At 62.0% G+C, this 23,600-nt stretch carries 22 protein-coding genes and 1 tRNA gene; 15 read left to right on the top strand and 8 right to left on the bottom strand.

The window, feature by feature from the left end:
* The first annotated feature begins 90 nt into the window (after positions 1-90).
* Complete coding sequence (gene greA, locus AC57B6_RS01005) at positions 91-567, top strand: transcription elongation factor GreA (RefSeq protein WP_012433846.1); 477 nt, start codon at positions 91-93, stop codon at positions 565-567.
* Positions 568-587: 20 nt separating this feature from the next.
* The gene (locus tag AC57B6_RS01000) at positions 588-1,097 is read left to right on the top strand and encodes a DUF4149 domain-containing protein (protein ID WP_046570183.1); all 510 of its coding nucleotides are present in this window, start codon (positions 588-590) and stop codon (positions 1,095-1,097) included.
* 131 nt (positions 1,098-1,228) lie between these two features.
* Here AC57B6_RS01000 and AC57B6_RS00995 read toward each other — a convergent pair whose 3' ends face one another.
* A complete protein-coding gene (locus AC57B6_RS00995) occupies positions 1,229-1,759 on the bottom strand; it encodes a YhbY family RNA-binding protein (RefSeq protein WP_030101330.1) in 531 nt (176 codons plus the stop codon).
* A gap of 183 nt (positions 1,760-1,942) precedes the next feature.
* On the opposite strand from AC57B6_RS00995, the gene AC57B6_RS00990 reads away from it, so the two are divergent.
* From AC57B6_RS00990 to phoR, 11 genes are all read left to right on the top strand, one after another.
* Positions 1,943-2,605: an RlmE family RNA methyltransferase gene (locus AC57B6_RS00990; protein WP_183796583.1), complete on the top strand. Its 663-nt coding sequence runs from the start codon at positions 1,943-1,945 to the stop codon at positions 2,603-2,605.
* Between the two features lie 189 nt (positions 2,606-2,794).
* Positions 2,795-4,684 carry an ATP-dependent zinc metalloprotease FtsH gene (gene ftsH / locus AC57B6_RS00985; RefSeq protein ID WP_028199161.1) on the top strand — a complete coding sequence of 630 codons (1,890 nt, stop codon included), beginning with the start codon at positions 2,795-2,797 and terminating at the stop codon, positions 4,682-4,684.
* Between the two features lie 83 nt (positions 4,685-4,767).
* Positions 4,768-5,667 (top strand): dihydropteroate synthase, encoded by a 900-nt coding sequence (gene folP, locus AC57B6_RS00980; RefSeq protein ID WP_035520106.1) that lies wholly within the window; start codon positions 4,768-4,770, stop codon positions 5,665-5,667.
* Positions 5,668-5,697: 30 nt separating this feature from the next.
* A complete protein-coding gene (gene glmM, locus AC57B6_RS00975; protein ID WP_028199159.1) occupies positions 5,698-7,056 on the top strand; it encodes a phosphoglucosamine mutase in 1,359 nt (452 codons plus the stop codon).
* A gap of 384 nt (positions 7,057-7,440) precedes the next feature.
* Positions 7,441-8,472, top strand: a complete 1,032-nt coding sequence (gene pstS / locus AC57B6_RS00970; RefSeq protein WP_106351585.1) for a phosphate ABC transporter substrate-binding protein PstS — start codon at positions 7,441-7,443, stop codon at positions 8,470-8,472.
* Between the two features lie 146 nt (positions 8,473-8,618).
* Positions 8,619-9,620, top strand: a complete 1,002-nt coding sequence (gene pstC / locus AC57B6_RS00965) for a phosphate ABC transporter permease PstC (protein WP_028199157.1) — start codon at positions 8,619-8,621, stop codon at positions 9,618-9,620.
* On the top strand, positions 9,617-10,513 hold the full coding sequence (gene pstA / locus AC57B6_RS00960) for a phosphate ABC transporter permease PstA (protein ID WP_030101333.1): 897 nt from the start codon (positions 9,617-9,619) through the stop codon (positions 10,511-10,513). Before pstC ends, pstA begins: the two co-directional genes overlap by 4 nt.
* Positions 10,514-10,530: 17 nt before the next feature.
* Positions 10,531-11,379 (top strand): phosphate ABC transporter ATP-binding protein PstB, encoded by an 849-nt coding sequence (pstB, locus tag AC57B6_RS00955; RefSeq protein ID WP_028199155.1) that lies wholly within the window; start codon positions 10,531-10,533, stop codon positions 11,377-11,379.
* A gap of 28 nt (positions 11,380-11,407) precedes the next feature.
* Positions 11,408-12,112: a phosphate signaling complex protein PhoU gene (phoU, locus tag AC57B6_RS00950; protein WP_028199154.1), complete on the top strand. Its 705-nt coding sequence runs from the start codon at positions 11,408-11,410 to the stop codon at positions 12,110-12,112.
* A gap of 26 nt (positions 12,113-12,138) precedes the next feature.
* Positions 12,139-12,840: a phosphate regulon transcriptional regulator PhoB gene (gene phoB / locus AC57B6_RS00945; protein WP_028199153.1), complete on the top strand. Its 702-nt coding sequence runs from the start codon at positions 12,139-12,141 to the stop codon at positions 12,838-12,840.
* Between the two features lie 43 nt (positions 12,841-12,883).
* The gene (gene phoR, locus AC57B6_RS00940; RefSeq protein WP_046568228.1) at positions 12,884-14,197 is read left to right on the top strand and encodes a phosphate regulon sensor histidine kinase PhoR; all 1,314 of its coding nucleotides are present in this window, start codon (positions 12,884-12,886) and stop codon (positions 14,195-14,197) included.
* 92 nt (positions 14,198-14,289) lie between these two features.
* On the opposite strand, the gene ppk1 is transcribed toward phoR, so the two are convergent.
* Positions 14,290-16,353 (bottom strand): polyphosphate kinase 1, encoded by a 2,064-nt coding sequence (ppk1, locus tag AC57B6_RS00935; protein WP_496420564.1) that lies wholly within the window; start codon positions 16,351-16,353, stop codon positions 14,290-14,292.
* Positions 16,354-16,555: 202 nt separating this feature from the next.
* On the opposite strand from ppk1, the gene ppx reads away from it, so the two are divergent.
* A complete protein-coding gene (gene ppx, locus AC57B6_RS00930; RefSeq protein ID WP_046568231.1) occupies positions 16,556-18,181 on the top strand; it encodes an exopolyphosphatase in 1,626 nt (541 codons plus the stop codon).
* A 116-nt stretch (positions 18,182-18,297) separates the two neighbouring features.
* Here ppx and AC57B6_RS00925 read toward each other — a convergent pair whose 3' ends face one another.
* The 6 genes from AC57B6_RS00925 to AC57B6_RS00900 form a co-directional block, all read right to left on the bottom strand.
* Entirely contained in the window at positions 18,298-19,110 is an 813-nt protein-coding gene (locus AC57B6_RS00925; RefSeq protein ID WP_028199149.1) for a GNAT family N-acetyltransferase, read from the bottom strand.
* A 181-nt stretch (positions 19,111-19,291) separates the two neighbouring features.
* Positions 19,292-19,750: a phosphohistidine phosphatase SixA gene (sixA, locus tag AC57B6_RS00920; protein ID WP_028199148.1), complete on the bottom strand. Its 459-nt coding sequence runs from the start codon at positions 19,748-19,750 to the stop codon at positions 19,292-19,294.
* A 260-nt stretch (positions 19,751-20,010) separates the two neighbouring features.
* Positions 20,011-20,087: transfer RNA gene (locus AC57B6_RS00915), tRNA-Pro, on the bottom strand.
* Positions 20,088-20,182: 95 nt separating this feature from the next.
* The gene (locus tag AC57B6_RS00910) at positions 20,183-20,356 is read right to left on the bottom strand and encodes a hypothetical protein (protein WP_167346787.1); all 174 of its coding nucleotides are present in this window, start codon (positions 20,354-20,356) and stop codon (positions 20,183-20,185) included.
* A 590-nt stretch (positions 20,357-20,946) separates the two neighbouring features.
* Positions 20,947-22,299 carry an MATE family efflux transporter gene (locus AC57B6_RS00905; protein WP_496420590.1) on the bottom strand — a complete coding sequence of 451 codons (1,353 nt, stop codon included), beginning with the start codon at positions 22,297-22,299 and terminating at the stop codon, positions 20,947-20,949.
* 32 nt (positions 22,300-22,331) lie between these two features.
* A complete protein-coding gene (locus AC57B6_RS00900; protein ID WP_028199146.1) occupies positions 22,332-22,640 on the bottom strand; it encodes a DUF2288 domain-containing protein in 309 nt (102 codons plus the stop codon).
* 108 nt (positions 22,641-22,748) lie between these two features.
* On the opposite strand from AC57B6_RS00900, the gene AC57B6_RS00895 reads away from it, so the two are divergent.
* The gene (locus tag AC57B6_RS00895) at positions 22,749-23,477 is read left to right on the top strand and encodes a pentapeptide repeat-containing protein (protein WP_028199145.1); all 729 of its coding nucleotides are present in this window, start codon (positions 22,749-22,751) and stop codon (positions 23,475-23,477) included.
* The last annotated feature ends 123 nt before the right edge of the window (positions 23,478-23,600 follow it).

Raw genomic sequence — 23,600 nt, 5'->3', positions numbered from 1 at the left:
TGCCCGGGTTTTTGCCCGGAGCGTCAGTCCCGCGGAATGCACTTAACCGCGGTGATTTTTTTTACGGCTGTTTTTTGCATAGAGTTGTTTATGAGCACTGTTCCATTGACGAAGCGCGGCGCGGAAATGTTGCGCGATGAATTGCAGCGCCTGAAATCGGTTGAGCGTCCCTCGGTGATCAATTCGATCGCGGAAGCGCGTGCCCAGGGCGATCTGTCGGAGAACGCGGAATACGACGCGGCGAAGGAAAAGCAGGGCTTCATCGAAGGCCGGATTGCCGAAATCGAATCGAAGCTGGCCGGTGCGCAGGTGATCGACCCGGCCGCGGTTGAAGCGGACGGGCGCGTGGTGTTCGGTGCGACCGTCGAACTGGAGGATCTGGATTCGGGTGCGTCGGTCAAGTACCAGATCGTCGGCGACGACGAAGCGGACATCGACCACGGTCTGATTTCGATCAGCTCGCCGATCGCGCGCGCTTTGATCGGCAAGTCGGAAGGCGACGTTGCGTCGGTGCAGGCACCGGGCGGCGTGCGCGAATACGAAATCATCGCGGTGAGCTACGTTTGAAGGCGGCGCCGGTGTCTTTGATGCCGCATCGTTTCTTCCGTCTGTTGACGGTGGTATGGGTCGGTAGTCTGCTGACGATCGGCTATGCCGTCGCGCCGGTGCTGTTTACGTCGCTCGACCGCATCGCGGCGGGCGCCGTGGCGGCGCAACTGTTCCGCATCGAGGGCGTGCTGGGCGCGGTGTGCGGTATTTTGTTACTGGTTCTGGCGAATATCCTGATTCGCCGCGGCAGCGAGGCTTATCGCCGGTTGCGCTGGTTGATCGCCGGTATGCTGGTGTGCGTGCTGGTGGGGTACTTTGCTTTGCAGCCGTTCATGAATGCAATGCGCATTGCCGCGCTTGAGGCGGGCAGTGACGTCGGACACTCGGCTTATGCGACACGCTTCGGCATCCTGCACGGCGTGTCGAGTCTGTTTTACCTGATCGAAAGCCTGCTGGGCGTGGCGCTGGTGTGGAAGCTGCCGGCGAGCGTCGGCGTTGTGACTGCAGAGCAGGCCGCGCGTAGCGCCACCGGGAAAGTCACCGGCTGAGTGGTGCGAGGCCAGGAGCCGGTCCAGGCGTTTCTGTCTGCCGCGCTACGGGTTGCCTAAGCGGTGTTGCCGAGACGGTCTGAGCAGTTCACGCCAAAGTGCGGACACCGCCCGCACTTCTCATCATTCGCTTATTTCGACGACTGATGCGCGCGTTTCGCGCTGGTCTGGCGTTTCTTGGCGCGCTTGATGTTGCCGCCCTGCGTGACGCGTTCATTGCCGCGCACCACGACTGCCTTTGCCTTCGGCTTGCGCATTGGAATTTCGCTGGGCTTCACCACCGTGACCACGCGCGGTGCGCGGCCCTTGCCCGGTTTGGCTTCGACAGCCGCTTCGCGGGCGCTCGGCAGGGCGCCGCGCTTGGCCTTCACCGCCGGTTGCGCCGCTGCTTCCGGCTTCCAGATCACCAGCAGCTTGCCGATATGCTGGATCGGTGCGGCGTTCAGCTGGTCGCAAATCTGTTCGTAGATGGCGATGCGCTCTTCGCGGTCGTCGCCAAATACGCGGATTTTGATCAGTTGATGGGCGCCAAGGTGAACCTTGATCTCCGACAGCACAGCGTCGGTCAAGCCTTCGGCGCCGACGAGCACGACCGGTTTGAGCGCATGTGCCTGGGAGCGCAATTCGGCGCGTTGATCGGAAGAGACTTTAAGGGCTGGCATGGAAAGTGGGAGACTCGACTAAAATGGCGGCACCTGCAGTCCGGATAGATCCGGACCATGGCGCAGGGCGGCGCGTCAGAACAACAGAATCGCGGATAACTGCCAGTTTTGGCGGTGGCCGCGCGAATTAACCGCGTATTATCCCCTAAAGCGCGACATCACGCAGCAAGAGTTCTACGATTAATGGCAAAAAACAAGTTCAACACCGCGTGGCTGCACGATCACATCAACGACCCGTACGTAAAAATGGCGCAGCGGGAGGGTTACCGCGCCCGCGCTGCCTATAAGCTGAAGGAAATCGACGAGCAGGACAAGCTGATCCGGCCCGGTCAGGTAATCGTCGACCTCGGCTCCACGCCGGGCAGTTGGAGTCAGTACGCCCGCAACAAGCTGGCCAAGGGCGCACAACGCGACGCCGAGCGCGAAGGCGGGATCGATGGCACGATCATCGCGCTGGACATGTTGCCCATGGAGCCGATCTCCGACGTTCACTTCATTCAGGGTGACTTCCGCGAAGACGCGGTGCTTCAACAATTGGAAGAATTGGTCGGGGAACGACAAGTTGACCTTGTAATTTCGGATATGGCGCCCAACCTGTCGGGAGTGGCGGTGGCGGATGCCGCGCGAATCGAGCATTTGTGCGATATCGCGATGGAATTTGCGCAAAACCACCTGAAGCCGGATGGCGCCCTTTTAGTCAAATGTTTTCATGGCAGCGGTTATAGCCAGATTGTCGAAAAGTTCAAGCGCCAGTTCAAGGTGGTCGCGGCCCGCAAGCCGAAAGCTTCGCGGGACAAGTCGTCAGAAACGTTTATTTTAGGTAGGCACCTCAAGCGGCCCGCGTAGGGGCGCTGCAGGAAGGTTCCGCACCTGCCGATAATGTGCTCAGGGCGCCGGAAATCGGCGCTCCGACAGCCCGCTACGCTATTTATGTGGTAGCGAAACCTTATGGCAGGGGTCTGCGGACTGGATTAGAATGCTTTCGTGGTGCCGCAAGGAAAATGTAGGCGCCCGTCTAAGTGAAGGAGTGGTGCTTTGAACAACAATATGTTTTCGAAAGCAGCAGTGTGGCTGGTTATCGCACTGGTGCTGTTTACGGTGTTCAAGCAGTTCGACAAGCCCCGTGTCCAGGAGGGCGTTTCCTATTCGCAGTTCATGGACGACGCGAAGAACGGCAAAGTCAAGAACGTCATTGTCCAGGGGCGGAACCTCACGGTCACTCCAGCAGACGGCCAGAAGTACCAGATCGTGTCGCCCGGCGACATCTGGATGGTCGGCGATCTGATGAAGTATGGCGTTCAGGTGAGCGGCAAGGCTGATGACGAACCGAATGCGCTGGTTTCCGCGCTGTACTACCTCGGACCGACGATCCTGATCATCGGCTTCTGGTTCTACATGATGCGACAGATGCAGGGGGGCGGGAAAGGCGGTGCGTTCTCGTTCGGTAAATCCCGTGCACGTCTGATCGACGAAAACAACAACGCAATCAATTTCACCGACGTCGCCGGTTGCGACGAAGCCAAGGAAGAAGTCTCCGAACTGGTCGACTTCCTGCGCGATCCGCAGAAATTCCAGAAGCTGGGCGGGCGCATCCCGCGCGGCGTGCTGCTGGTCGGCCCCCCGGGAACCGGTAAGACGTTGCTGGCGCGCGCTATCGCCGGCGAAGCCAAGGTGCCGTTCTTCAGCATCTCGGGTTCGGACTTCGTGGAAATGTTTGTGGGTGTCGGTGCGGCTCGTGTGCGAGACATGTTCGAGCAGGCCAAGAAGCATGCGCCGTGTATCGTGTTCATCGACGAAATCGATGCGGTCGGCCGTCATCGCGGCGCCGGCATGGGCGGCGGTAACGACGAACGCGAACAGACCTTGAACCAGATGCTGGTCGAGATGGACGGTTTCGAAGCGAACTCGGGCGTGATCGTGATTGCTGCCACGAACCGTTCGGACGTGCTGGACAAGGCGCTGCTGCGTCCGGGCCGTTTCGACCGTCAGGTGTACGTCGGTTTGCCGGATATCCGCGGCCGCGAACACATCATGAAGGTCCACCTGCGCAAGGTGCCGATTTCGAACGACGTCGACGCAGCGGTGATCGCACGCGGCACGCCTGGCTTCTCGGGCGCCGATCTGGCGAACCTGGTCAACGAAGCAGCGCTGTTCGCGGCTCGCCGCGGCAAGCGCATCGTCGAAATGACGGACTTCGAAGACGCGAAAGACAAGATCTTCATGGGCCCGGAGCGCAAGTCGGCCGTGATCCGCGAAGAATCGAAGCGTGCTACGGCGTATCACGAATCGGGTCACGCGGTCATCGCCAAGCTGTTGCCGAAGGCCGATCCGGTGCACAAGGTCACGATCATCCCGCGCGGCCGTGCGCTGGGCGTCACGTGGCAGTTGCCGGAGCATGACAACGAAACGTATTCGAAGGACTACCTGCTGGACCGCCTCGCGATCCTGTTCGGTGGCCGTGTCGCGGAAGAGTTGTTCCTGAACCTGATCAGCACCGGCGCATCGGACGACTTCAACAAGGCAACGGCTACGGCCCGCGCCATGGTGGCTCGCTTCGGTATGACGGATGCACTCGGACCGATGGTTTACGTCGACGACGAAAACGACGCAACGCCGTTTGGCCGCGGCTTCACGCGGACCATTTCGGAAGCGACGCAGCAGAAGGTCGACGCGGAAATCCGCCGCGTGCTGGACGAGCAGTACAACCTTGCCAAGCGCCTGCTGGACGAGAACCGCGACAAGGTCGAAGCGATGACCGCCGCGCTGATGGAGTGGGAAACGATCGACGCCGATCAGATCAACGACATCATGGCTGGCCGTCCTCCGCGTTCGCCGAAGAGCTCGCCGCCGTCGGCAAGCGATGCCTCGTCGGGCGGCAGCCCGGGCACCGAGGTCAAGCCGGGCAGCGCGACCGCGCCGGCCTGATAGGCGACCAGTAGAAAGTGCGGGCCGGTGTGTTTCACACCGGCCCGTTTTGCATTTATCTGTTTTACGTGATTGACCGCTACGTGCCGAAAGTCGAAATCCCCTCTCTTCCCATTCCCGAACCGCTGCAATGCGGCCGCTTCAAGCTGACCTTCGAACGCCCGTTGGTCATGGGCATCCTTAATGTCACCCCTGATTCCTTTTCCGATGGCGGCCAGTACGCGATGCGCGGCGAAGCGCTGCGCCAGGCCGAGCGCATGCTGCTCGCCGGCGCGGACATCGTCGACATCGGCGGCGAGTCGACGCGGCCGGGGGCACCGCCCGTGCCGCTCGATGAAGAACTGGAGCGGGTGATCCCGCTGATCGAGCAACTGCACGGCGCGAACGTGCCGCTGTCGGTCGATACGTACAAGCCGGAAGTGATGCGCCGCGCGCTGGCCGCGGGCGCCGATCTGATCAACGACATCTGGGGCTTCCGGATGCCCGGTGCGCTCGATGCCGTGCGCGACAGCGAGTGCGGTTTGTGCGTGATGCATATGTTCGGTGAACCGCAGACCATGCAACTTCGCGAGCCTGATTATCAGGACGTGGTGAGCGAAGTGCGGCAGTTTCTCGAAGAACGGGTGACGACGTTGAGGCAGGCAGGTATCGCCCGCGCGCGTATCAGCGTGGATCCGGGCTTTGGCTTCGGCAAGTCCGTGGTCGAACACAATTACGCGTTGCTCGCGCATCTGCCGGACACGGCGCCGCAGGCCGAGCCGCCATACCCCATTCTCGCCGGCATGTCGCGCAAGTCGATGATCGGCGCGGTGGTCGGACGCCCGGCGCCGGAGCGCGTGGCGGGCAGCGTCGCCGCAGCGGTGTGCGCCGCCGGGCGTGGCGCGGCCATTTTGCGCGTACACGATGTCGCGCAAACGGTGGATGCATTGAAAGTCTGGGCAGCCATGCGCGACGCGGCACACTACAGCCGCGCGCGCGGCTGACCCCAAAAAAGCCAAGGAGGAACATAAAAGATGGCACGTCGCTATTTCGGAACGGACGGAATTCGGGGCAAGGTTGGCGAAGGGCCCATCACGCCGGAGTTTGTCTTACGCCTCGGCTACGCGGCCGGCAAGGTGCTCGCGGGCGCGGATCGCTGGGCCAAAACGGGTACGCGGCCCACGGTGCTGATCGGTAAAGACACCCGCGTGTCGGGTTATATGCTCGAAGCCGCGCTCGAAGCGGGCTTCTCCGCAGCCGGCGTCGACGTCATGCTGGCCGGGCCGATGCCGACCCCGGGCATTGCGTACCTGACGCGCGCGCTGCGGCTCGCCGCCGGCGTCGTGATCAGTGCGTCGCATAACCCGTACTACGACAACGGCATCAAATTCTTCTCCGCCGATGGCAACAAGCTGCCCGACGAAGTGGAATTGCAGATCGAGGAACAACTCGATCTGCCGCTTGCCTGCGCTGCCTCCGAGCAACTCGGCAAGGCACGCCGCCTCGACGACGCAGCCGGCCGCTACATCGAATTTTGCAAAAGCACCTTCCCGGCAGCGTTTGACTTGCGGGGCATGAAGCTGGTGGTCGACTGCGCGCACGGCGCCGCGTACGACGTCGCGCCGCACGTGTTCCATGAACTCGGCGCCGATGTGATTCCGATCGGTGTCGCGCCGAACGGATTCAACATCAATGACGGCGTCGGTGCGACCGCGCCGGACGCGCTGGTGCGCGCGGTGCGCGCGAACCACGCGGACCTGGGCATCGCGCTCGACGGCGACGCCGACCGGCTGCAGGTCGTGGACTCGGCCGGCCGCCTGTATAACGGCGACGAGCTGCTGTACGTGCTGGTCAAGGACCGCATGGCGACCGACGGCAAAGTGGAAGGCGCGGTCGGTACCTTGATGACCAATATGGCAGTCGAAGTCGCGCTGCAGGAGTCCGGTGTGAAGTTTGTCCGCGCGGCGGTGGGCGACCGCTACGTGCTCGAGCAGTTGCGCGAGCACGGCTGGCAGTTGGGCGCGGAAGGTTCCGGCCATATTCTCTCTCTTGACCGCCATTCGACCGGCGACGGCATTGTGTCGGCCCTCCTGGTGCTGGCCGCGATGAAGCGCAGCGACAAAACGCTCTCAGAGCTGCTCCACGGTGTCACGCTGTTCCCGCAGAAGCTGATCAACGTGCGGATGCAGCCCGGCGCGGACTGGAAGGGTAGCGCCGCAATTCGGGGTGCGATCAGCAAGGCCGAGGATGCGCTGAACGGCCGCGGCCGCGTGCTGATCCGTGCGTCCGGCACCGAGCCCGTGCTGCGCGTGATGGTGGAGGCGGAAGACGTCAACGACGCGGTTCGCCATGCCGAAACGATCGCTGACGCCGTGAAGCAGGCTACGGCCTAAACCGGCCATACCGTCGTGACGGCGACGGCGGCGGCGGCGAGGGCGGCTCTGTGAGTACACAAACCGCCCCGCCGTCAGTCGGACGCTCCCGGTGCGGCATTGAGCCGCACTACGGAGCTTTCAACGAAATAACGCACCTCGCATCATCTCCCATTCGCACGCACACTCCCCACGCAAACGTTCGCGCCCCATCTTTTTCGCCTAATCTGTAAAGCGGCGCCCGCAACTCCGCTAAACCGGCAATTTCGCCGCGCGAGCGCCTTTCACCTCGTAATCCCACTGTCACATCCGTTTCACGGTTAGTCACGTTACTGTCACAAAGAGACCCTAAGCTTCGCGGTGTTCGTGTTATTCGCTTACACCGCTCACACCCTTGGAGGTCTCATGAAATTGATGCAAACCGTGTTCGCTGGCGTCGCTGGCGCGCTTTTCGCGATCGCAGCGCAAGCCGCAGACATCACCGGCGCGGGCAGCACCTTCGCAGCACCGATTTACACGAAGTGGGCTGACGCCTATCAGAAGTCGGGTGGCGGCAAGGTCAACTATCAAGGTATCGGCTCGTCGGGCGGTATCAAGCAGATCGAAGCGAAGACCGTCGATTTCGCCGGCTCGGACGCGCCGCTGAAGGACGATGAACTCGCGAAGGCAGGTCTGTTCCAGTTTCCGACGGTAGTCGGCGGCGTGGTGCCGGCTGTCAATGTGCCGGGCGTGAAGGCGGGTGAACTGACGCTGTCGGGCGAAGTGCTCGGCGACATCTACCTGGGCAAGATCAAGAAGTGGAATGATCCGGCAATCGCCGCGTTGAATCCGAAGCTCAAGCTGCCGGATACCGACATCGCCGTGGTTCGCCGCGCCGACGGTTCGGGCACCACGTTCATCTGGACGAACTACCTGTCGAAGGTCAATGCGGACTGGAAGGCAAAGGTCGGCGAAGGCGCAACGGTCAGCTGGCCGACGGGTACGGGCGGCAAGGGTAACGACGGCGTCGCCGCTTTCGTTCAACGTCTGCCGGGCGCAATCGGCTACGTGGAATGGGCGTACGCGAAGCAGAACCACATGACGTACGTAGCGATGAAGAACTCGACGGGCGCCGTGGTCGAGCCGAAGACGGAAACGTTCAAGGCAGCGGCAGCGGGCGCGGACTGGTCGAAGTCGTTCTACCAGATCCTGACGAACGAGCCGGGCAAGGACGCATGGCCGATCGTCGGCGCAACCTTCGTGTTGCTGCACACGGCGCAGGACAAGCCGGCGCAAGGCACGGAAACGCTGAAGTTCTTCGACTGGGCGTTCAAGAACGGCACCCAGGCAGCAAACGATCTGGACTACATCTCGCTGCCGGATTCGGTAACGGCTGAAATCCGCTCGCAGTGGAAGTCGAAAGTGAAGGATGCTTCGGGCAAGGCTATCGCTGAGTAAGCGAAGCGCCAGGCAGTAGGCATGCAGCAAGACATTGGCCGTCCTCACTTGAGGACGGCCAATGGCATTACCCCGGCACTACGTCAGCTTTATCGGCCGCACGACAAGTGTCGTGCGGCAACTGGAAACAGGTCCATCAGGCTCTCATGTCCGATATCCAATTAGCGTCTGGCGCGTCGAGGTCGACACCGCCCGGCAGCGCGTCGCAGCAAAAAGCCCCGAGCCGCGCCGGCGACGTCATTTTCGGCGGACTTGCCCGGCTCGCCGCCATCATCACCCTGTTGCTGCTCGGCGGCATCATCGTTTCGCTGATCGTCGCCTCCATGCCGTCGATCAAACAGTTCGGCCTCGCGTTCCTGTGGACCGCCGACTGGGATCCACCCAGCAAACAATTTGGCGCGCTGGTGCCCATCTACGGCACGATCGCGACCTCGCTCATTGCACTTATCATCGCGGTGCCCGTCAGCTTCGGCATCGCGCTTTTCCTGACCGAACTCGCGCCCGCGTGGCTGCGCCGTCCGCTCGGTATCGCCATCGAACTGCTTGCCGCGATCCCGTCGATCGTCTACGGCATGTGGGGTCTGCTGGTGTTCGCGCCGATTTTCGCGACCTGGTTCGAAAAGCCGCTCGGCGTCGTGCTTGGCGGCATCCCGTTCGTCGGCGCGCTGTTTCAGGGTGCGCCGATCGGGATCGGCATCCTGTGCGCCGGGGTCATTCTGGCGATCATGATCATCCCGTACATCGCCTCGGTGATGCGCGACGTGTTCGAAGTCACACCGGTTCTGCTGAAGGAATCGGCGTACGGAATCGGCTGCACGACGTGGGAAGTGATGTGGAAAATCGTGCTGCCCTTCACGAAGAGCGGCGTGATCGGCGGCGTGATGCTCGGTCTCGGCCGCGCGCTCGGCGAGACGATGGCCGTCACCTTCGTGATCGGCAACACCAATCTGCTCGACAACGTCTCGCTGTTCTCGCCGGGCAACAGTATCACCTCGGCGCTCGCCAATGAATTTGCGGAAGCGGATCCTGGTCTGCATACGTCGGCGCTGATGGAACTCGGGCTGATCCTGTTTGTGATTACTTTCATCGTGCTGGCAATCTCGAAGATCATGCTGCTGCGCCTCGAAAAAGGGGAGGGCGCGAAATGAGCCAGCCGACCTTGAATATGCCGGGTTCGAACGACGCCGAAGCGCTCGAAGCGATGCGCGTGCGCCTGCAAGGCCGCCGCCGCGCGAAGAACGCGGTTGCGCTGACCTTGTCGCTCGCGGCCATGGCGTTCGGCCTGCTGTGGCTGGTGTGGATTCTTTATACGACGCTGCGCCTGGGTATCGGCGGCTTGTCCGTGGAGTTGTTCACGCAGTCCACGCCGCCGCCGAACACCGACGGTGGCGGTCTCGCCAATGCGATCGTCGGCAGCTTGATGCTGGTTGCGCTCGCAACGTTTGTCGGCACGCCGATCGGCATTCTGGCGGGGGTCTATCTCGCCGAATACGGTCAGAAGGGCTGGCTTGCGAGCGTTACGCGCTTTATCAACGACATCCTGCTGTCGGCGCCGTCGATCGTGGTGGGTCTGTTCGTCTACGCGCTCGTCGTCGCGAAGATGGGGCACTTCAGCGGCTGGGCCGGCGTGTTCGCGCTCGCACTGCTGCAGATTCCGATTGTGATCCGTACCACGGAAAACATGCTGAAGCTGGTGCCGAATGCGCTGCGCGAAGCCGCTTTCGCGCTCGGCACGCCGAAGTGGAAGATGGTGCTGTCGATTACGCTGAAGGCATCGATCGCCGGTATCGTGACGGGCGTGCTGCTCGGCGTCGCGCGCATTGCCGGTGAAACCGCGCCGCTGCTGTTCACCGCGTTGTCGAATCAGTTCTTCTCGATGGACATGAACCAGCCGGTCGCGAACCTGCCGGTCACGATCTACAAGTTCGCGATGAGCCCGTTTGCGCAGTGGCAATCGCTCGCGTGGGCCGGCGTCTTCCTGATCACGCTCGCGGTGCTGGGATTGAACATCCTCGCGCGCACGATCTTTTCGAATAAGTAAGGGCGGAGTGTAATCCGATGAATATGGCAGAAACTCAACTCAATCCGAGCGCGCGTCCCACGGCGCCCGCCGGTTTCGATCCCGCCCAAAGCGGCCAGGCGCAAGCGCCGTCGCGCCCGAAGATCGAGATCAACGATCTGAACTTCTTCTACGGCAAGTATCACGCGCTGAAGAACATCAACCTGCGCATTCCCGAAGGCAAGGTGACCGCGTTCATCGGCCCGTCGGGTTGCGGCAAGTCCACACTGCTGCGCACGCTGAACAAGATGTACGCGCTTTATCCGGAGCAGCGCGCCGAAGGCGAAATCCTGATGGACGGCGAAAACCTGCTGACCTCCAAGCGCGATATCTCGCTGCTGCGCGCGCGGATCGGCATGGTGTTCCAGAAACCGACGCCGTTTCCGATGTCGATCTACGACAACATCGCGTTCGGCGTGAAGATGTTTGAGACGCTGCCGCGCTCGGAAATGGACGACCGCGTGGAGTGGGCGCTGACCAAGGCCGCGCTGTGGAACGAAGTGAAGGATAAGCTGGGCCAGAGCGGCTACGGTTTGTCCGGCGGCCAGCAGCAGCGTCTGTGCATCGCGCGCGGCATTGCGATCCGTCCTGAAGTGCTGCTGCTCGACGAACCGTGTTCCGCGCTGGACCCGATTTCCACGGGTCGTATCGAAGAATTGATCGCTGAACTGAAGAGCGATTACACGGTGGTGATCGTCACTCACAACATGCAACAGGCCGCACGCTGTTCGGACTACACTGCCTATATGTACCTCGGTGAACTGATCGAATTCGGCGATACCGAAAAGATCTTCATCAAGCCGGTCCGCAAGGAAACCGAGGACTACATCACTGGCCGCTTCGGTTAAGCCGCCGCGCAAAACAAAGGGGTACGACATGTCCGATAAACATCTGTCCAGCCAGTTCGACGCCGACCTGAACCTCGTTTCGTCGAAGGTGCTCGAAATGGGCGGCCTCGTCGAGTCGCAGATCGTCAACGCGATGATCGCGCTCAATAACTTCGACCTCGACGTCGCCGAACAGGTGATCGCGGCCGAAGAGCGCCTGAACACGATGGAAGTCGAAATCGACGAAGAGTGCAGCAACATCATCGCGCGCCGTCAACCGGCCGCGCGCGATTTGCGCCTCCTGATCGCGATTTCGAAGACCATCACGAATCTCGAGCGCGCCGGCGACGAAGCCGAAAAAATCGCCAAGCGCACCAAGCGTCTGATGGAAGACGGCGCGTCGCGCACCATCAATATCGCCGAGATCAAATTGTCGGGCGAAATGGCGGTGTCGATCCTGCGCCGTGCACTGGACGCTTTTGCGCGCCTGGACACGGTCGCCGCCGCGCAAATCGTGCGCGACGACAAGGCGATCGACGAAGAATTCCGCGCTTTTGTTCGCAAGCTGATTTCGTACATGACGGAAGATCCGCGTTCGATTTCGGTGGGCCTCGATTTCCTGTTCATCGCCAAGGCGATCGAACGGATCGGCGACCACGCGAAGAACATCGCCGAATTCATCATCTACATCGTCAAGGGCACCGACGTGCGGCACAAGTCGCGCGACGCGCTCGAACGCGAAGCGCTAAGTTAATCCAGAGATAAGGATCAGAGGTGCCGATGCCCAGCAGCATTCTCGTCATTGAAGATGAGCCCGCCATTTCCGAATTGATTTCGGTCAATCTTCAACACGCCGGACACTGCCCGATTCGCGCGTACAACGCGGAGCAGGCGCAGAACCTGATCAGCGACGTACTGCCCGACCTCGTCCTGCTCGACTGGATGTTGCCGGGCAAGTCAGGCATTGCGTTCGCCCGCGATCTGCGCAACAACGAACGCACCAAGCACATTCCGATCATCATGCTGACCGCGCGTGGCGATGAACAGGACAAGGTGCTCGGCCTCGAAATCGGTGCGGACGACTACGTCACCAAGCCGTTTTCGCCGAAGGAACTGATGGCGCGTATCAAGGCGGTGTTGCGCCGCCGTGCGCCGCAGTTGACCGAAGACCTCGTGGCGATCAACGGTCTGAAGCTCGACCCGGCAACGCATCGCGTCGCCGCGCACGCGGAAGGCAGCGAAATCAAGCTCGATCTCGGTCCGACCGAGTTCCGTTTGCTGCACTTCTTCATGACGCACCCCGAGCGCGTGCACAGCCGCACGCAATTGCTCGATCAGGTGTGGGGCGATCACGTGTTCGTCGAAGAGCGCACGGTCGACGTGCACATCAAGCGTTTGCGCGCGGCGCTCAAGCCCGCCGGATGCGATGCTATGATTGAGACGGTGCGCGGCAGCGGCTACCGGCTCGCGAAGAGCGCCTGACGCCTGAGTTCGCGGTAGTACCTTTCTCTTCGATCGCTAGAACATGAACATCATCTGGGCACGTTCCATCGTGTCGGTCGTGCTGCTGGCTGTTCTGTGCGTAGTGGTCGGCGCACTCGTGAACGTCAAGGCAGGGCTGATCCTCGCGATCGTCATGCTGCTCGCGCAAACTCTGTTCAGCACCTTTCACAAGCAGCGCTTGTGGCGTTTGCTCGATGCGCCGGTCTACGGGGAAGTGCCGAGCGCCCCCGGCATCTGGGGCGAAATCTACTACCGTCTGCATAAGCTCGCGAAGCGCTGGCATGCGCAGGTGCGCCAGGTCGAGCAGCAGCATTCGCGTTTTATCCAGGCGATCCAGGCGTCGCCGAACGGCGTGGCGATGCTCGACGATCACGATCAGATCGAGTGGTGCAACGCGATCTCCGAACTTCATTTCGGGCTCGACGCGAAACGCGATCTGCGCCAGCACATCACCCATCTGGTACGCCAGCCGGATTTCGTGCGTTACCTGAATTCGCAGCGCTACGAACAGATGCTGATCATGCGCGGCATGGGCGACAAGCGTCAGAACGTGCTGTCGGTGCAGGTGTTTCCGTACGGTGAAAATCGCAAGCTGGTGCTGTCGCAAGACATCACCGAGCTCGAACGTACCGACGCGATGCGGCGCGATTTTGTCGCCAATGTCTCGCACGAATTGAAGACGCCGCTGACCGTGCTGTCCGGTTTTCTCGAGACGATGCGAGAATTGCCGTTAGGCGAAGCTGAGCGTGCGCGCTACCTCGAGTTGATGGAGCAGCAGGCCTCGCGCATGCGCCATATCGTCAACGACTTGCTGGTGCTCGCGAAACTCGAAGGCGACAACAAGCCGCCGAGCGATCAGATGATCGATATGCGCGCGGTGTTGCGCCATCTGAAGGACGACGCGCAAAGCCTGTCGAGCGACCATCACAACATCGTGTTCGACGCCGACGAAGGACTCACCGTCACCGGCATGGAAACGGAAATACTCAGCGCGCTCGGCAATCTCGTGACCAATGCGATTCGCTATACACCGGACGGCGGAGCGATCACGGTGACCTGGCACAGCAACGGCGGCAGTGCGGTTTTCTCGGTCACGGACAGCGGCCTGGGGATTCCGGCCGCGGATATTCCCCGTCTGACCGAGCGCTTTTATCGCGTCGACCGTAGCCGTTCGCGGGATACGGGCGGGACGGGGCTAGGTCTCGCCATCGTCAAGCATGTGCTGCAACGGCACGATGCGCAACTTGACGTGAAGAGCGAAGAAGGGCGGGGCAGCACGTTCACCGTGCGCTTCCCGGCATATCGCACGGCGCGTCGGCAACCAGCGCCGGTTTAGGAGTCGTGGTCCGAAAAAAAGCCCGCCTGTAGCAAAGGCGGGCTCTTTTTATGCGCGTCGCCGTTATGTGGCGAGCGAACGCGACCACGCGCTCACGAACAGAATTTCGCCAGCAGACTCATCTGTGCATTGCGCGAGGATTTGCCCGGCCGCCGGCGCCTATAGTGACCGTCGCTTTGCATGAGCCACGCGGACTGGTTGTCGCCGAGAAACGCCGACAGGCCTTCGGCAATCACACGCCGTTTCAGGCGACGGTTGTTGATCGGAAACGCCACTTCCACGCGCCGGAAGAAGTTGCGGTCCATCCAGTCGGCGCTCGACAGATACACCTGTTCCTTGCCGTCGTCGTAGAAATAGAAAATGCGATGATGCTCGAGGAAGCGCCCGACAATCGAACGCACGGTGATGTTCTCCGACAAACCCGGCACGCCCGGCTGCAACGAACACACGCCGCGCACGATCAGATCGATCTTCACGCCGGCCTGCGAGGCCTCGTACAACTCGGCGATCACGGTGGGTTCAAGCAGCGCGTTCATCTTCGCGACGATGCGCGCCTTTTTGCCGGCGCGCGCGTGAGCCGCTTCCGCGCGAATCGCCTCGACCAGTTTCGGATGCAGCGTGAAGGGCGACTGCCACAACTCGTGCAGTTTCAGTTCGCCGCCGATGCCGGTCAGTTGCTGGAACACGTGGTGCACGTCTTCGCAGATCTGCTGATCCGCGGTCATCAGGGCGAAGTCGGTATAAAGGCGCGCGGTGCGCGGATGATAATTGCCGGTGCCCAGATGCACGTAACGCTTGAGCGTGGTCTTGCCGCCGCACGATACCCGCCGCACGATCAGCATCATCTTCGCGTGGCATTTGTGACCCACCACGCCGTACACGACGTGCGCGCCCACCGCTTCAAGCTGCGACGCCCAATTGATATTGGTTTCCTCGTCGAAGCGCGCGAGCAGTTCGACCACCACGGTCACTTCCTTGCCGTTGCGCGCCGCCTGCATCAGCGCGTCCATCAGCGGGGAATCGGTGCCGGTGCGGTAGATGGTCTGCTTGATGGCCATCACGTTCGGGTCTTTGGCCGCCTGTAGCAGCAATTCGAGCACCGGTTGAAAGCTTTCGTAAGGATGATGGAGCAGCACATCGCCGTGGTCGATCACATCGAACATGCTCGCACTGTTGGCGATCTGCGCCGGAATCGCTGGGATATGCGGCACGAATTTCAGATCGGGCCGGTCCACCATCTCCGGCAACTGCATCAGGCGCACCAGATTGACGGGGCCGTTGGCGAAGTAGCAATCCTTGGTGGTCAGGCTGCTTTCGTCGAGCAGGCGCCGCACGACGTGCGTGGGCGTATCCGCCGACACTTCGAGCCGCACCGCGTTGCCCAGATGCCGGGCCGGCAGTTCACCTTGCAGTGCGACCCGCAGATTGGTGATTTCGTCTTCGTCGACGAACAGTTCGCTATTGCGCGTGATGCGAAACTGATTGCAGGTGCGCACCACCAGATTCGGAAACAGCTCGCCGACAAAGCGCTGCAGCAACGAGCTAAGCAGCACGAAACCATGCGGATAGCCCGACAGTTCCTGCGGCATGCGCACGAGCCGGGGCAGGGCGCGCGGCGCCTGCACGATGCCCATCATCGCCTGGCGGCCGAACGCATCCTTGCCTTCGAGTTCGACCACGAAGTTCAGGCTCTTGTTGAGCACGCGCGGAAACGGGTGAGCCGGATCGAGGCCGATCGGCGTAAGTACCGGCAGCAGTTCGTCGAAGAAGTAATTGCGCGCCCATTCGGTCTGCGCTTCGTTCCACGCTTCAGTGCCGTGAAAATAGATACCTTCTGTTTCGAGCGCGGGGAACACCGTGTCGTTCAGCATGGTGTACTGACGATGCACGAGCCGCTGCGCGCGCTCGACCACGAGGTCGTATACGTGCTGCAGCGACATGCCGTCCGGCGACATCGCGCCGGGGTTGTCGCGCATCTGTTCCTGCAGTCCGGCCATGCGGACTTCGAAGAATTCGTCGAGGTTGCTACTGGTGATGCAGATGAAGCGCAGGCGTTCGAGCAAAGGGACGGCGGGGTCGGCGGCTTGTGCCAACACACGCTCGTTGAAACCCAGAATGCCCAGCTCGCGATTCAATAAGGGGTAGCGGATGGACATCGGCAGCGAGAATGGAATGTCAGGAAGGGAGACGAAAAGACGCTCGGAAATTCTCACAGTATGATGACGTTGTTATGACATTCGGAATGTTATAAATTCTACGCCGTAATCGTCACGTGTCGTAATTGTGACGCAGTGTATGTGGGAGCATAGGGCACCCCCATTACTGCGAGGCGACATCGTGAGGCCCGGTACGCTTAGAATGGCGTCTTTCAACCGCGCGGCCGGCCATAAGGCGTCCAAGGCACCGAATGGACATCCGGCGCCTTGCGCATCCAACGCCGCCGCACACGCGCGCACGGAGTTCGCTTACTCGATGGTCAATACTCCACAACTGCTTGCCGCCGTCGACCTCGGCTCGAACAGCTTCCGGCTGATCGTCGGCCGGGTAGAGGAAACCGATGCAGGCAGCCAGATCTATCAGGTCGACGCATTGCGCGAGCCGGTGCGTCTTGCCGCCGGTCTGTCGCGCGACAAGATGCTCGACCGCGCCTCGCAAGTGCGCGGCTGGGACGCGCTCAAGCGTTTCGGCGAGCGCTTGCGCGACTTTCATCCGGACCATGTGCGCGCCGTCGCCACCAATACGCTGCGCATCGCCAAGAACGCCAATGAGTTTCTCGGTGAGGCGCAAGCGGCACTCGGCTTCCCGATCGAAGTGATCGCCGGACGCGAGGAAGCGCGTCTGATTTATGCGGGCGCTGCACACTCCGTGCCTGCCAGCGCGGGCAAGCGTCTCGTGGTGGATATCGGCGGCGGTTCGACGGAATTCATCATCGGTTCGCACTACACGCCGATCAAGATGGAGAGCCTGTATATCGGCTGCGTGAGCCACAGCCGCGCGTTTTTCCCGGCCGGCAATGTCGACGAATACACGATGCGCCAGGCTGAACTCGCCGCAAGCCGGGAAATTCAGATCATTTCCTCGGAGTACAAAAAAACCGGGTGGGAACAGGCCATTGGCTCGTCCGGCACCGCGCGGGCGCTCGCGGAACTGGTCGAGGCAAACGGCTTCAATGATCCGGGCATCACGCACGGTATCTCGCGCGGTGGGCTCGAGCGTCTCAAACGCGCGCTGATCAAGGCTGAGAACGTCAATCGTCTGAAGTTGATCGCGCTGAAGGCCGATCGCATTCCGGTGCTGGCAGGCGGTCTGTCGATCATGATCGCCGTGTTCGACGAACTCGGCGTGGATTACGTCGATACGACAGACGGCGCGCTGCGCCTCGGCGTGCTGTACGACTTGCTGGGCCGCGCGCAGCACGAGGACATGCGTACGCTGACGGTGGAAGGCTTCATGCGCCGTTATGGCGTGGACCGTGCGCAGGCCGGGCGTATCGGTGAACTTGCGGTGCGCTTTTACGACCAGTTTGCCGAGCCGGATGAGGAGCGGCGCGCCGAGAACCGCATGTTCCTCGGTTGGGCTGCGGCCTTGCACGAAATCGGCTTGTCGATTTCCCACAGCGCCTATCACAAGCATTCGGCCTATATCGCCAGCAACGCCGATATGCCGGGGTTTTCGCGCACCGATCAGGCGCGGCTTGCCGCGCTGGTGCTCGGTCACGCCGGCAAGCTCGGCAAGCTGTCGCAAACGCGCGAAGTGGAATGGCCGTTGTTGTTCTGTCTGCGGCTGGCAGCGCTGCTGTGCCGCCGGCGTGCGGATGTCGGCCTGCCGGGTATCGCGGTTGCGCAGGTCAACGGCGGTTATGAGGTGCGTTTGCCGAACGAATGGGTGGCTAACAATCCGCTGACCGATTACAGCCTGATCCAGGAGGCCGCGGAATGGGAGAAGGTTGGCATTCCGTATCGTGTGGTCTACACCGACGATTGAAATCGATGCGTTGTAAATGAAAAGCCCGGCGGATTCGCCGGGCTTTTTTTATCTGCATCGTCAGCCGGCTGAAGCTGCCCGCTGGTGCGCGCGGGCTTGCTCGATGCTTATGATGCTTAGCGCGGCGAGGCGTCGCCGAGGAAGTGCCGTGCGTAACGCGCGTTGATATCCGTGAGGCGCAACAGCGTCAGAAAGTCCGCGGTATTGAAGTCGGGATCCCATGCCGGCGCGCCGCAGATCTTCGCGCCGAGGCGCAGATAACCTTTCACGAGCGGCGGCGGTGCAACGTCGGCGCCGGTCTGCAGTTCTTCGACCGGCAACGGCGTATGCGCAAACGCGCGATATTCCGGCGCCGTCAGCGCGTTGTCGCGCAGCGAGCAGTAAAGATTCGCTGCGTAGTGGCCACCGTCGACCATCGCGACGCTCGCGCAGCCGAGCATCGTCTCGTAGCTGTTGTGCTTCATGTAAGCGGCGAGGCCGGCCCACAGCGACATGATTACCGAGCCGCTGCGATAGTCCGGGTGCACGCAGGAGCGGCCCACTTCGACCATTTTCGCGCGCAGGTGTGTGAGACGCGACACGTCGAATTCGCTTTCCGCATACAGGCGCCCGATACGGGCGGCCTGGTGCGGCGGCAGTGCGCGATAGGTGCCGACCACCTTCAGCGTGTCGAGATCGCGCACCAGCAGGTGATCGCAGTATGAGTCGAATGCATCGACGTCGAGGCCGGCCGGACCCGTCAGGCGGGCACCCATTTCATCGGCGAATACACGGTAGCGCAGACGCTGGGCCTCGCGCAGTTCCTCGTCGGTGCGTGCCCATGTGACTTGCAGGCGATGCTGGGCGGTGACCGTCTCCTCGGCGCGCGGCAGACGGCGCGTTTCGAAGATGGAAGCCAGGGGCAGGGTGGGCGTCGGCAGTTCTCGCATGTGGCGTCCTGGTCGAAAAGAGGGGGATTTCTTTTTTCGCCAATGTAGTAACGCCTGGTGACGCTCGCATGGCAAAGCCATGACGATTAGGTGACGGCTCGTAAGCTGCGCGCGCGCGGCTTGTAATGTCGTGGGCCGCGCGGGTGGTGTTCGCGGTATGTGTTGTTTCCGCGCGACCGGCCTAGACCAGGTCCGGGCTCATTGCCGCGCGCAGCACGGCCTGGTCGTCGCCGTCGCGTTCACGGCTTTCGATCCACCAGAGGCCGGCTTTCTTCAGCGGCCAGCTCGCTTCGCTGTTGCCGAGCAGACGCGCCGCAACATGGCCGAGGGTCGGTTGATGGCCGACGATCACAACAGTCGGCGCAATGCCTTTTGACCAGCCGGCGGCCGTGAGCACGTCGTCCACGCTGGCGTTGGGCGCGAGTTCGCGCACCACGCGATACTGATCGCTCAAGGTTTCCGCCGTCTGCACCGTGCGCACGGCGGGACTCGCCAGGACGATGGCATCGTCGGGCAGGCGGGTGCGTAGCCATTTGGCGACGTTTTGCGCCTGTTTGCGGCCCTTCGTGGTCAGCGCACGGGCGAGATCGCTCGGGGCGAAATCTTCGGCTTCGGCGTGACGCCAGAGGATCAGATTCATGCGTGTCTCCTTGACGCTGGTTGCGGCGTGAATAGCGGCGCCGGATATCAATCACTGTCGCATGCGCGCTCGTGAGGGCGCAAGGCGGTGGCGCGGGTGAGGACGGGTGAGGAGTATCGGTGCGGGCGTATGCCGCCGTCGGCGGCTATGAGGGGGTGAGCATGAGGTAGCAAATGCGCCTGGGCCCCGGGGTACTACTGGACGCCAAAAGCAAAAACCCGCGAAGCCGGAGGCGACGCGGGTTTCGTATTGCTTTTTCGTGGTCGGAGCGAAAGGATTCGAACCTTCGACCCTCTGATCCCAAATCAGATGCGCTACCAGGCTGCGCTACGCTCCGACGAATCCGAGATTCTACGTGGCATTAGGTGCCAGAGTCAACCACGAATTGCGTCGGAGTGAAAAAAGGCCTCGCCGTCGACGAAGGTTGTCCTCTCAATGCCGGCGGCGCATCCAGTGCGGCATGTGCTGGTGCGCGATCCAGTGGTGCAGGAAGCCTTCGCCGTCGTGTTCGCGTCTGTAGGTCCTCGCTTCGAAAATCGACAGGGCGAGCAACACGAGCAGACCTATTGCAAGTCCGATCAGACCTGCGATCGATTCAGCGTCCATGGCAGTCTCCTATGACACGCAACTGTGCCTTTATAGTAGGTCACGCGTAACAAAATGGGAGGTGGGAGACTGCTTACGGCGACTTCGTCGGACGCGAATTGCAGGTAGACTCTCGGCGCTTCATTGCCGTTATCGTCATTCTGTATCGAGAGTCTATGAACCGCGTTTTATTGATTGCGCTGATGCTGACCGCCGGACTCGCCGGCTGTGCCAACGATGTTTCCGGGCATCATGGCGGGCCGCCGCCGAAAGATCCCGTCGATTACCACGGCGTACCTACCGACGACCGCCCGCCTGTGATAGCGCCAGCGCCCTGAGCGCCTGCTGGTAACAAAAGCGAAGCGCCGGCGCGGGCACGCCGGTGCTTCTGACCCGCGCAGACTGTTTGCGCGGAGAGCGCGGGCTGTGGTCATTCTAGGGCGCGGTGTGCGCGCGATATGTGTGCGCTTGTTTCAAGCCGTAAATAACCGTGTACGGCGTTGCGGGAATGAACGCATGGTGTGCCGTTCATCCGCGGCGGAGGGACCACGACGTGCGCGTTCCTAAGACAAAACCATGCACCGTCGGCACGCCGGACGCTGCAGCAGAGCTCACGCGGCGACGCCTGCCATGCCGCGTACAACGCCCGGCAGGAAGCGCGCAAGCGTGAGGCCGCGCGCCGCCATGAAGATCAGCATGGCGGCCCACAAACCGTGATTGCCGTATAGCGCCAGCAAGGCCCACGAAGCCACGACGAACACCGCAAACGACAGCATCATCGATATCATCAGTTCATGCGTGCGCGTGGCGCCGATGAACACGCCGTCGAGCAGAAATCCCCAGACGGAGATCACCGGCAACAGCGCAGCCCACGGCAGATAGGTTTCGGCCGTGGCACGCACCGCTGCCTGATTGGTCAGGCCGCCGATGATCCATGATCCCGCGCCCCAGTACACCAGCGAGAAGCCCAGTGCGCCGAGGGCGGACCACAGCGCCGTCACCCTGACGGCCTGCGCGAAAGCGTGCCGGTCGCGCGCGCCGATCGCAGCGCCTACCAGCGCTTCTGCGGCGTGCGCGAAGCCATCGAGTCCATAGGCCATGAAGGTCTGAAAGTTGAGCAGCAGCGCGTTGGCGGCAAGCGTGACGTCACCCTGCCTCGCACCGAGATGCGCGAACCAGCCGAACGACGAAAGCAGGCAGAGCGTGCGCACAAAGATATCGCGATTCAGCACGACGAGACGTTTGAGCGCGGCAGTGTCGAAGAGGGCGGCGCGGTTCAGCGCGGGCAGGCCACGCGGTCTGCCGTGCCACAACAATGCAGCGCTGAGGATGAAGCCGAGCGCATCGGCCGTAGCCGTGGCCGCGCCGATGCCGGCCACAGCCCAATCGAATACGTACACGTACAGCAGCACCGCTGCGATATTCACGCTGTTGATGAAGACTTGCGAGAGTAGCGCCAGCCGAACTTTCTGCGTGCCGAGCAGCCAGCCGAGCGCCACATAATTGCCGAGCGCGAGCGGCGCGGCCCAGATGCGCGCGTGACAATAGATTTGCGCGTGGCGTTGCACTGCGTCGCTGCCGCCGATCGCGCGCAACGCGTAGCCGATCAGCGGCATTTGCAGCAGAAGCACCGCTGCACCGATTACTGCCGCGAGCAACAGCGCGCGTACGACTGTGTTGCGCAATTCGGCATGGTCGCCCGCGCCGTGCGCTTGCGCGACGAGACCGGTGGTGCCCATGCGCAGGAAGCCAAAGCCCCAGAACACGAAGTTGAAGAACAGACCGCCAAGGGCCACGCCGCCAAGATAGGAAGCGCCGTTCAGATGGCCGGCAACCGCGGTGTCGACCGCGCCGAGAATCGGCTGCGTCAGATTGGCGAGGACGATGGGGAACGCCAGCGTCAGCACCCGGCGGTGCCAGCGCACCGGAACCGCGGGTGGCGTCGCGGCCGCGCCGCCCGCCAGGGGGACTTCGTTCGGGGCCTGCGCCGGGTCGCTCAATTACGTTCCTGCACGCATACCCACGGCGAGACGACCACGGCCCACAGATCGGGATCGCGCGCCGCGAAATCAGCGGCGGTTTCCGCCTGCACACGCTCGACGAGGCCGGCCGACAACCATTGCGTGACTTGTGTGGTGTCGTCGCTGGCAATGGCCTCCGCGACGCTCACCAGATCGATATCGCGCGCAACGCGCAGCAGTATGCCGCGCGCAAAAAAGCGTTCGAGTTCGACCCAGCCGATCCTGGCGGTTTCGGCGAGCAGCTTGGCATACAGCGGGCTATGAGTGGCGTCGTTGGAAGTCATCGTAAGCGGGTTCTGACGGGGCCGTTACTATAAACCATCGGCACGGGTCGCCAGGGCGGCGCGCGTTCCGGTACGCTTGAGGTCTTTCGAAAATCATTTTGAACCTTCATGTCACTGGATTCAACGGCGCCGGCTTCGGACGCACAAGCTCACGGGTTGGTTGGCGTCACACTCACGCGCGCCGACGTGGAACGCCTTATCGCTGCGAGCGCCGCGGGGACTAAAGAGCCGCTCCATTTCACGGATTGCGATTTCGAAGGCGCCGATCTGTCGCGACTCGATCTGCGCGGCGCCGAATTTCATCGCTGCACGATTGTCGAGACGTCATTTTTCGGCGCGCTGCTGTCCCACACCCGCTGGGTCCGGTGTCGTGGCCGCGAGGCGGATTTTGCGTCGGCCGATCTGGTCGACGCGGCGTTTCAGTCGAGCGACCTGAACAACACCAGTTGGCGGCGCACCAAGCTTGCCTCGGCGTCGTTTCACAGTTGCAAGCTGACTGGCGCCAACTTCGAAGCCTGTACGGCGCTCGGTTTGAGCTTCGTCGAAACCTTGCTGGTGGGGGCGCATTTGCGCGGCCTGTCGTTTCGCAAGGCCACGCTGCAGCAACTCGATTTCTCCGATGCCGATCTGGCCGGTGTCGACTTCCGCGAGGCGATTTTCGACGGCGGCAGCCTGAAAGATGCGCATCTGAAAGGTGCGCGTTTTGACGGTGCGGACCTGCGCGAGGCTGACCTGAGCGGCGTGCGGCTCGTCGATGCGGCGCTTTTCAAAGGCGCGACGATTTCGCATCAGCAGGCGGCGGTGCTGGTGACCGAACTGGGCCTGCGTGTCATGTGATCGCCAGTTCGAGTTGGCTGGGTTTAGCCATTCGGCCAGCTTGAACGAATGGCGACTCGCGCCTATCATCCGATTTATCGATTCATTAACCGCGGCTGATTTTAAGCTTTGCGATTTGTCAGT

It is taken from the genome of Paraburkholderia sp. BGA-UO-ETr-F12 (assembly GCF_059567945.1).
Note: the sequence above shows the minus strand (reverse complement) of the source record. Positions and strands in the feature narration are given on the sequence as shown.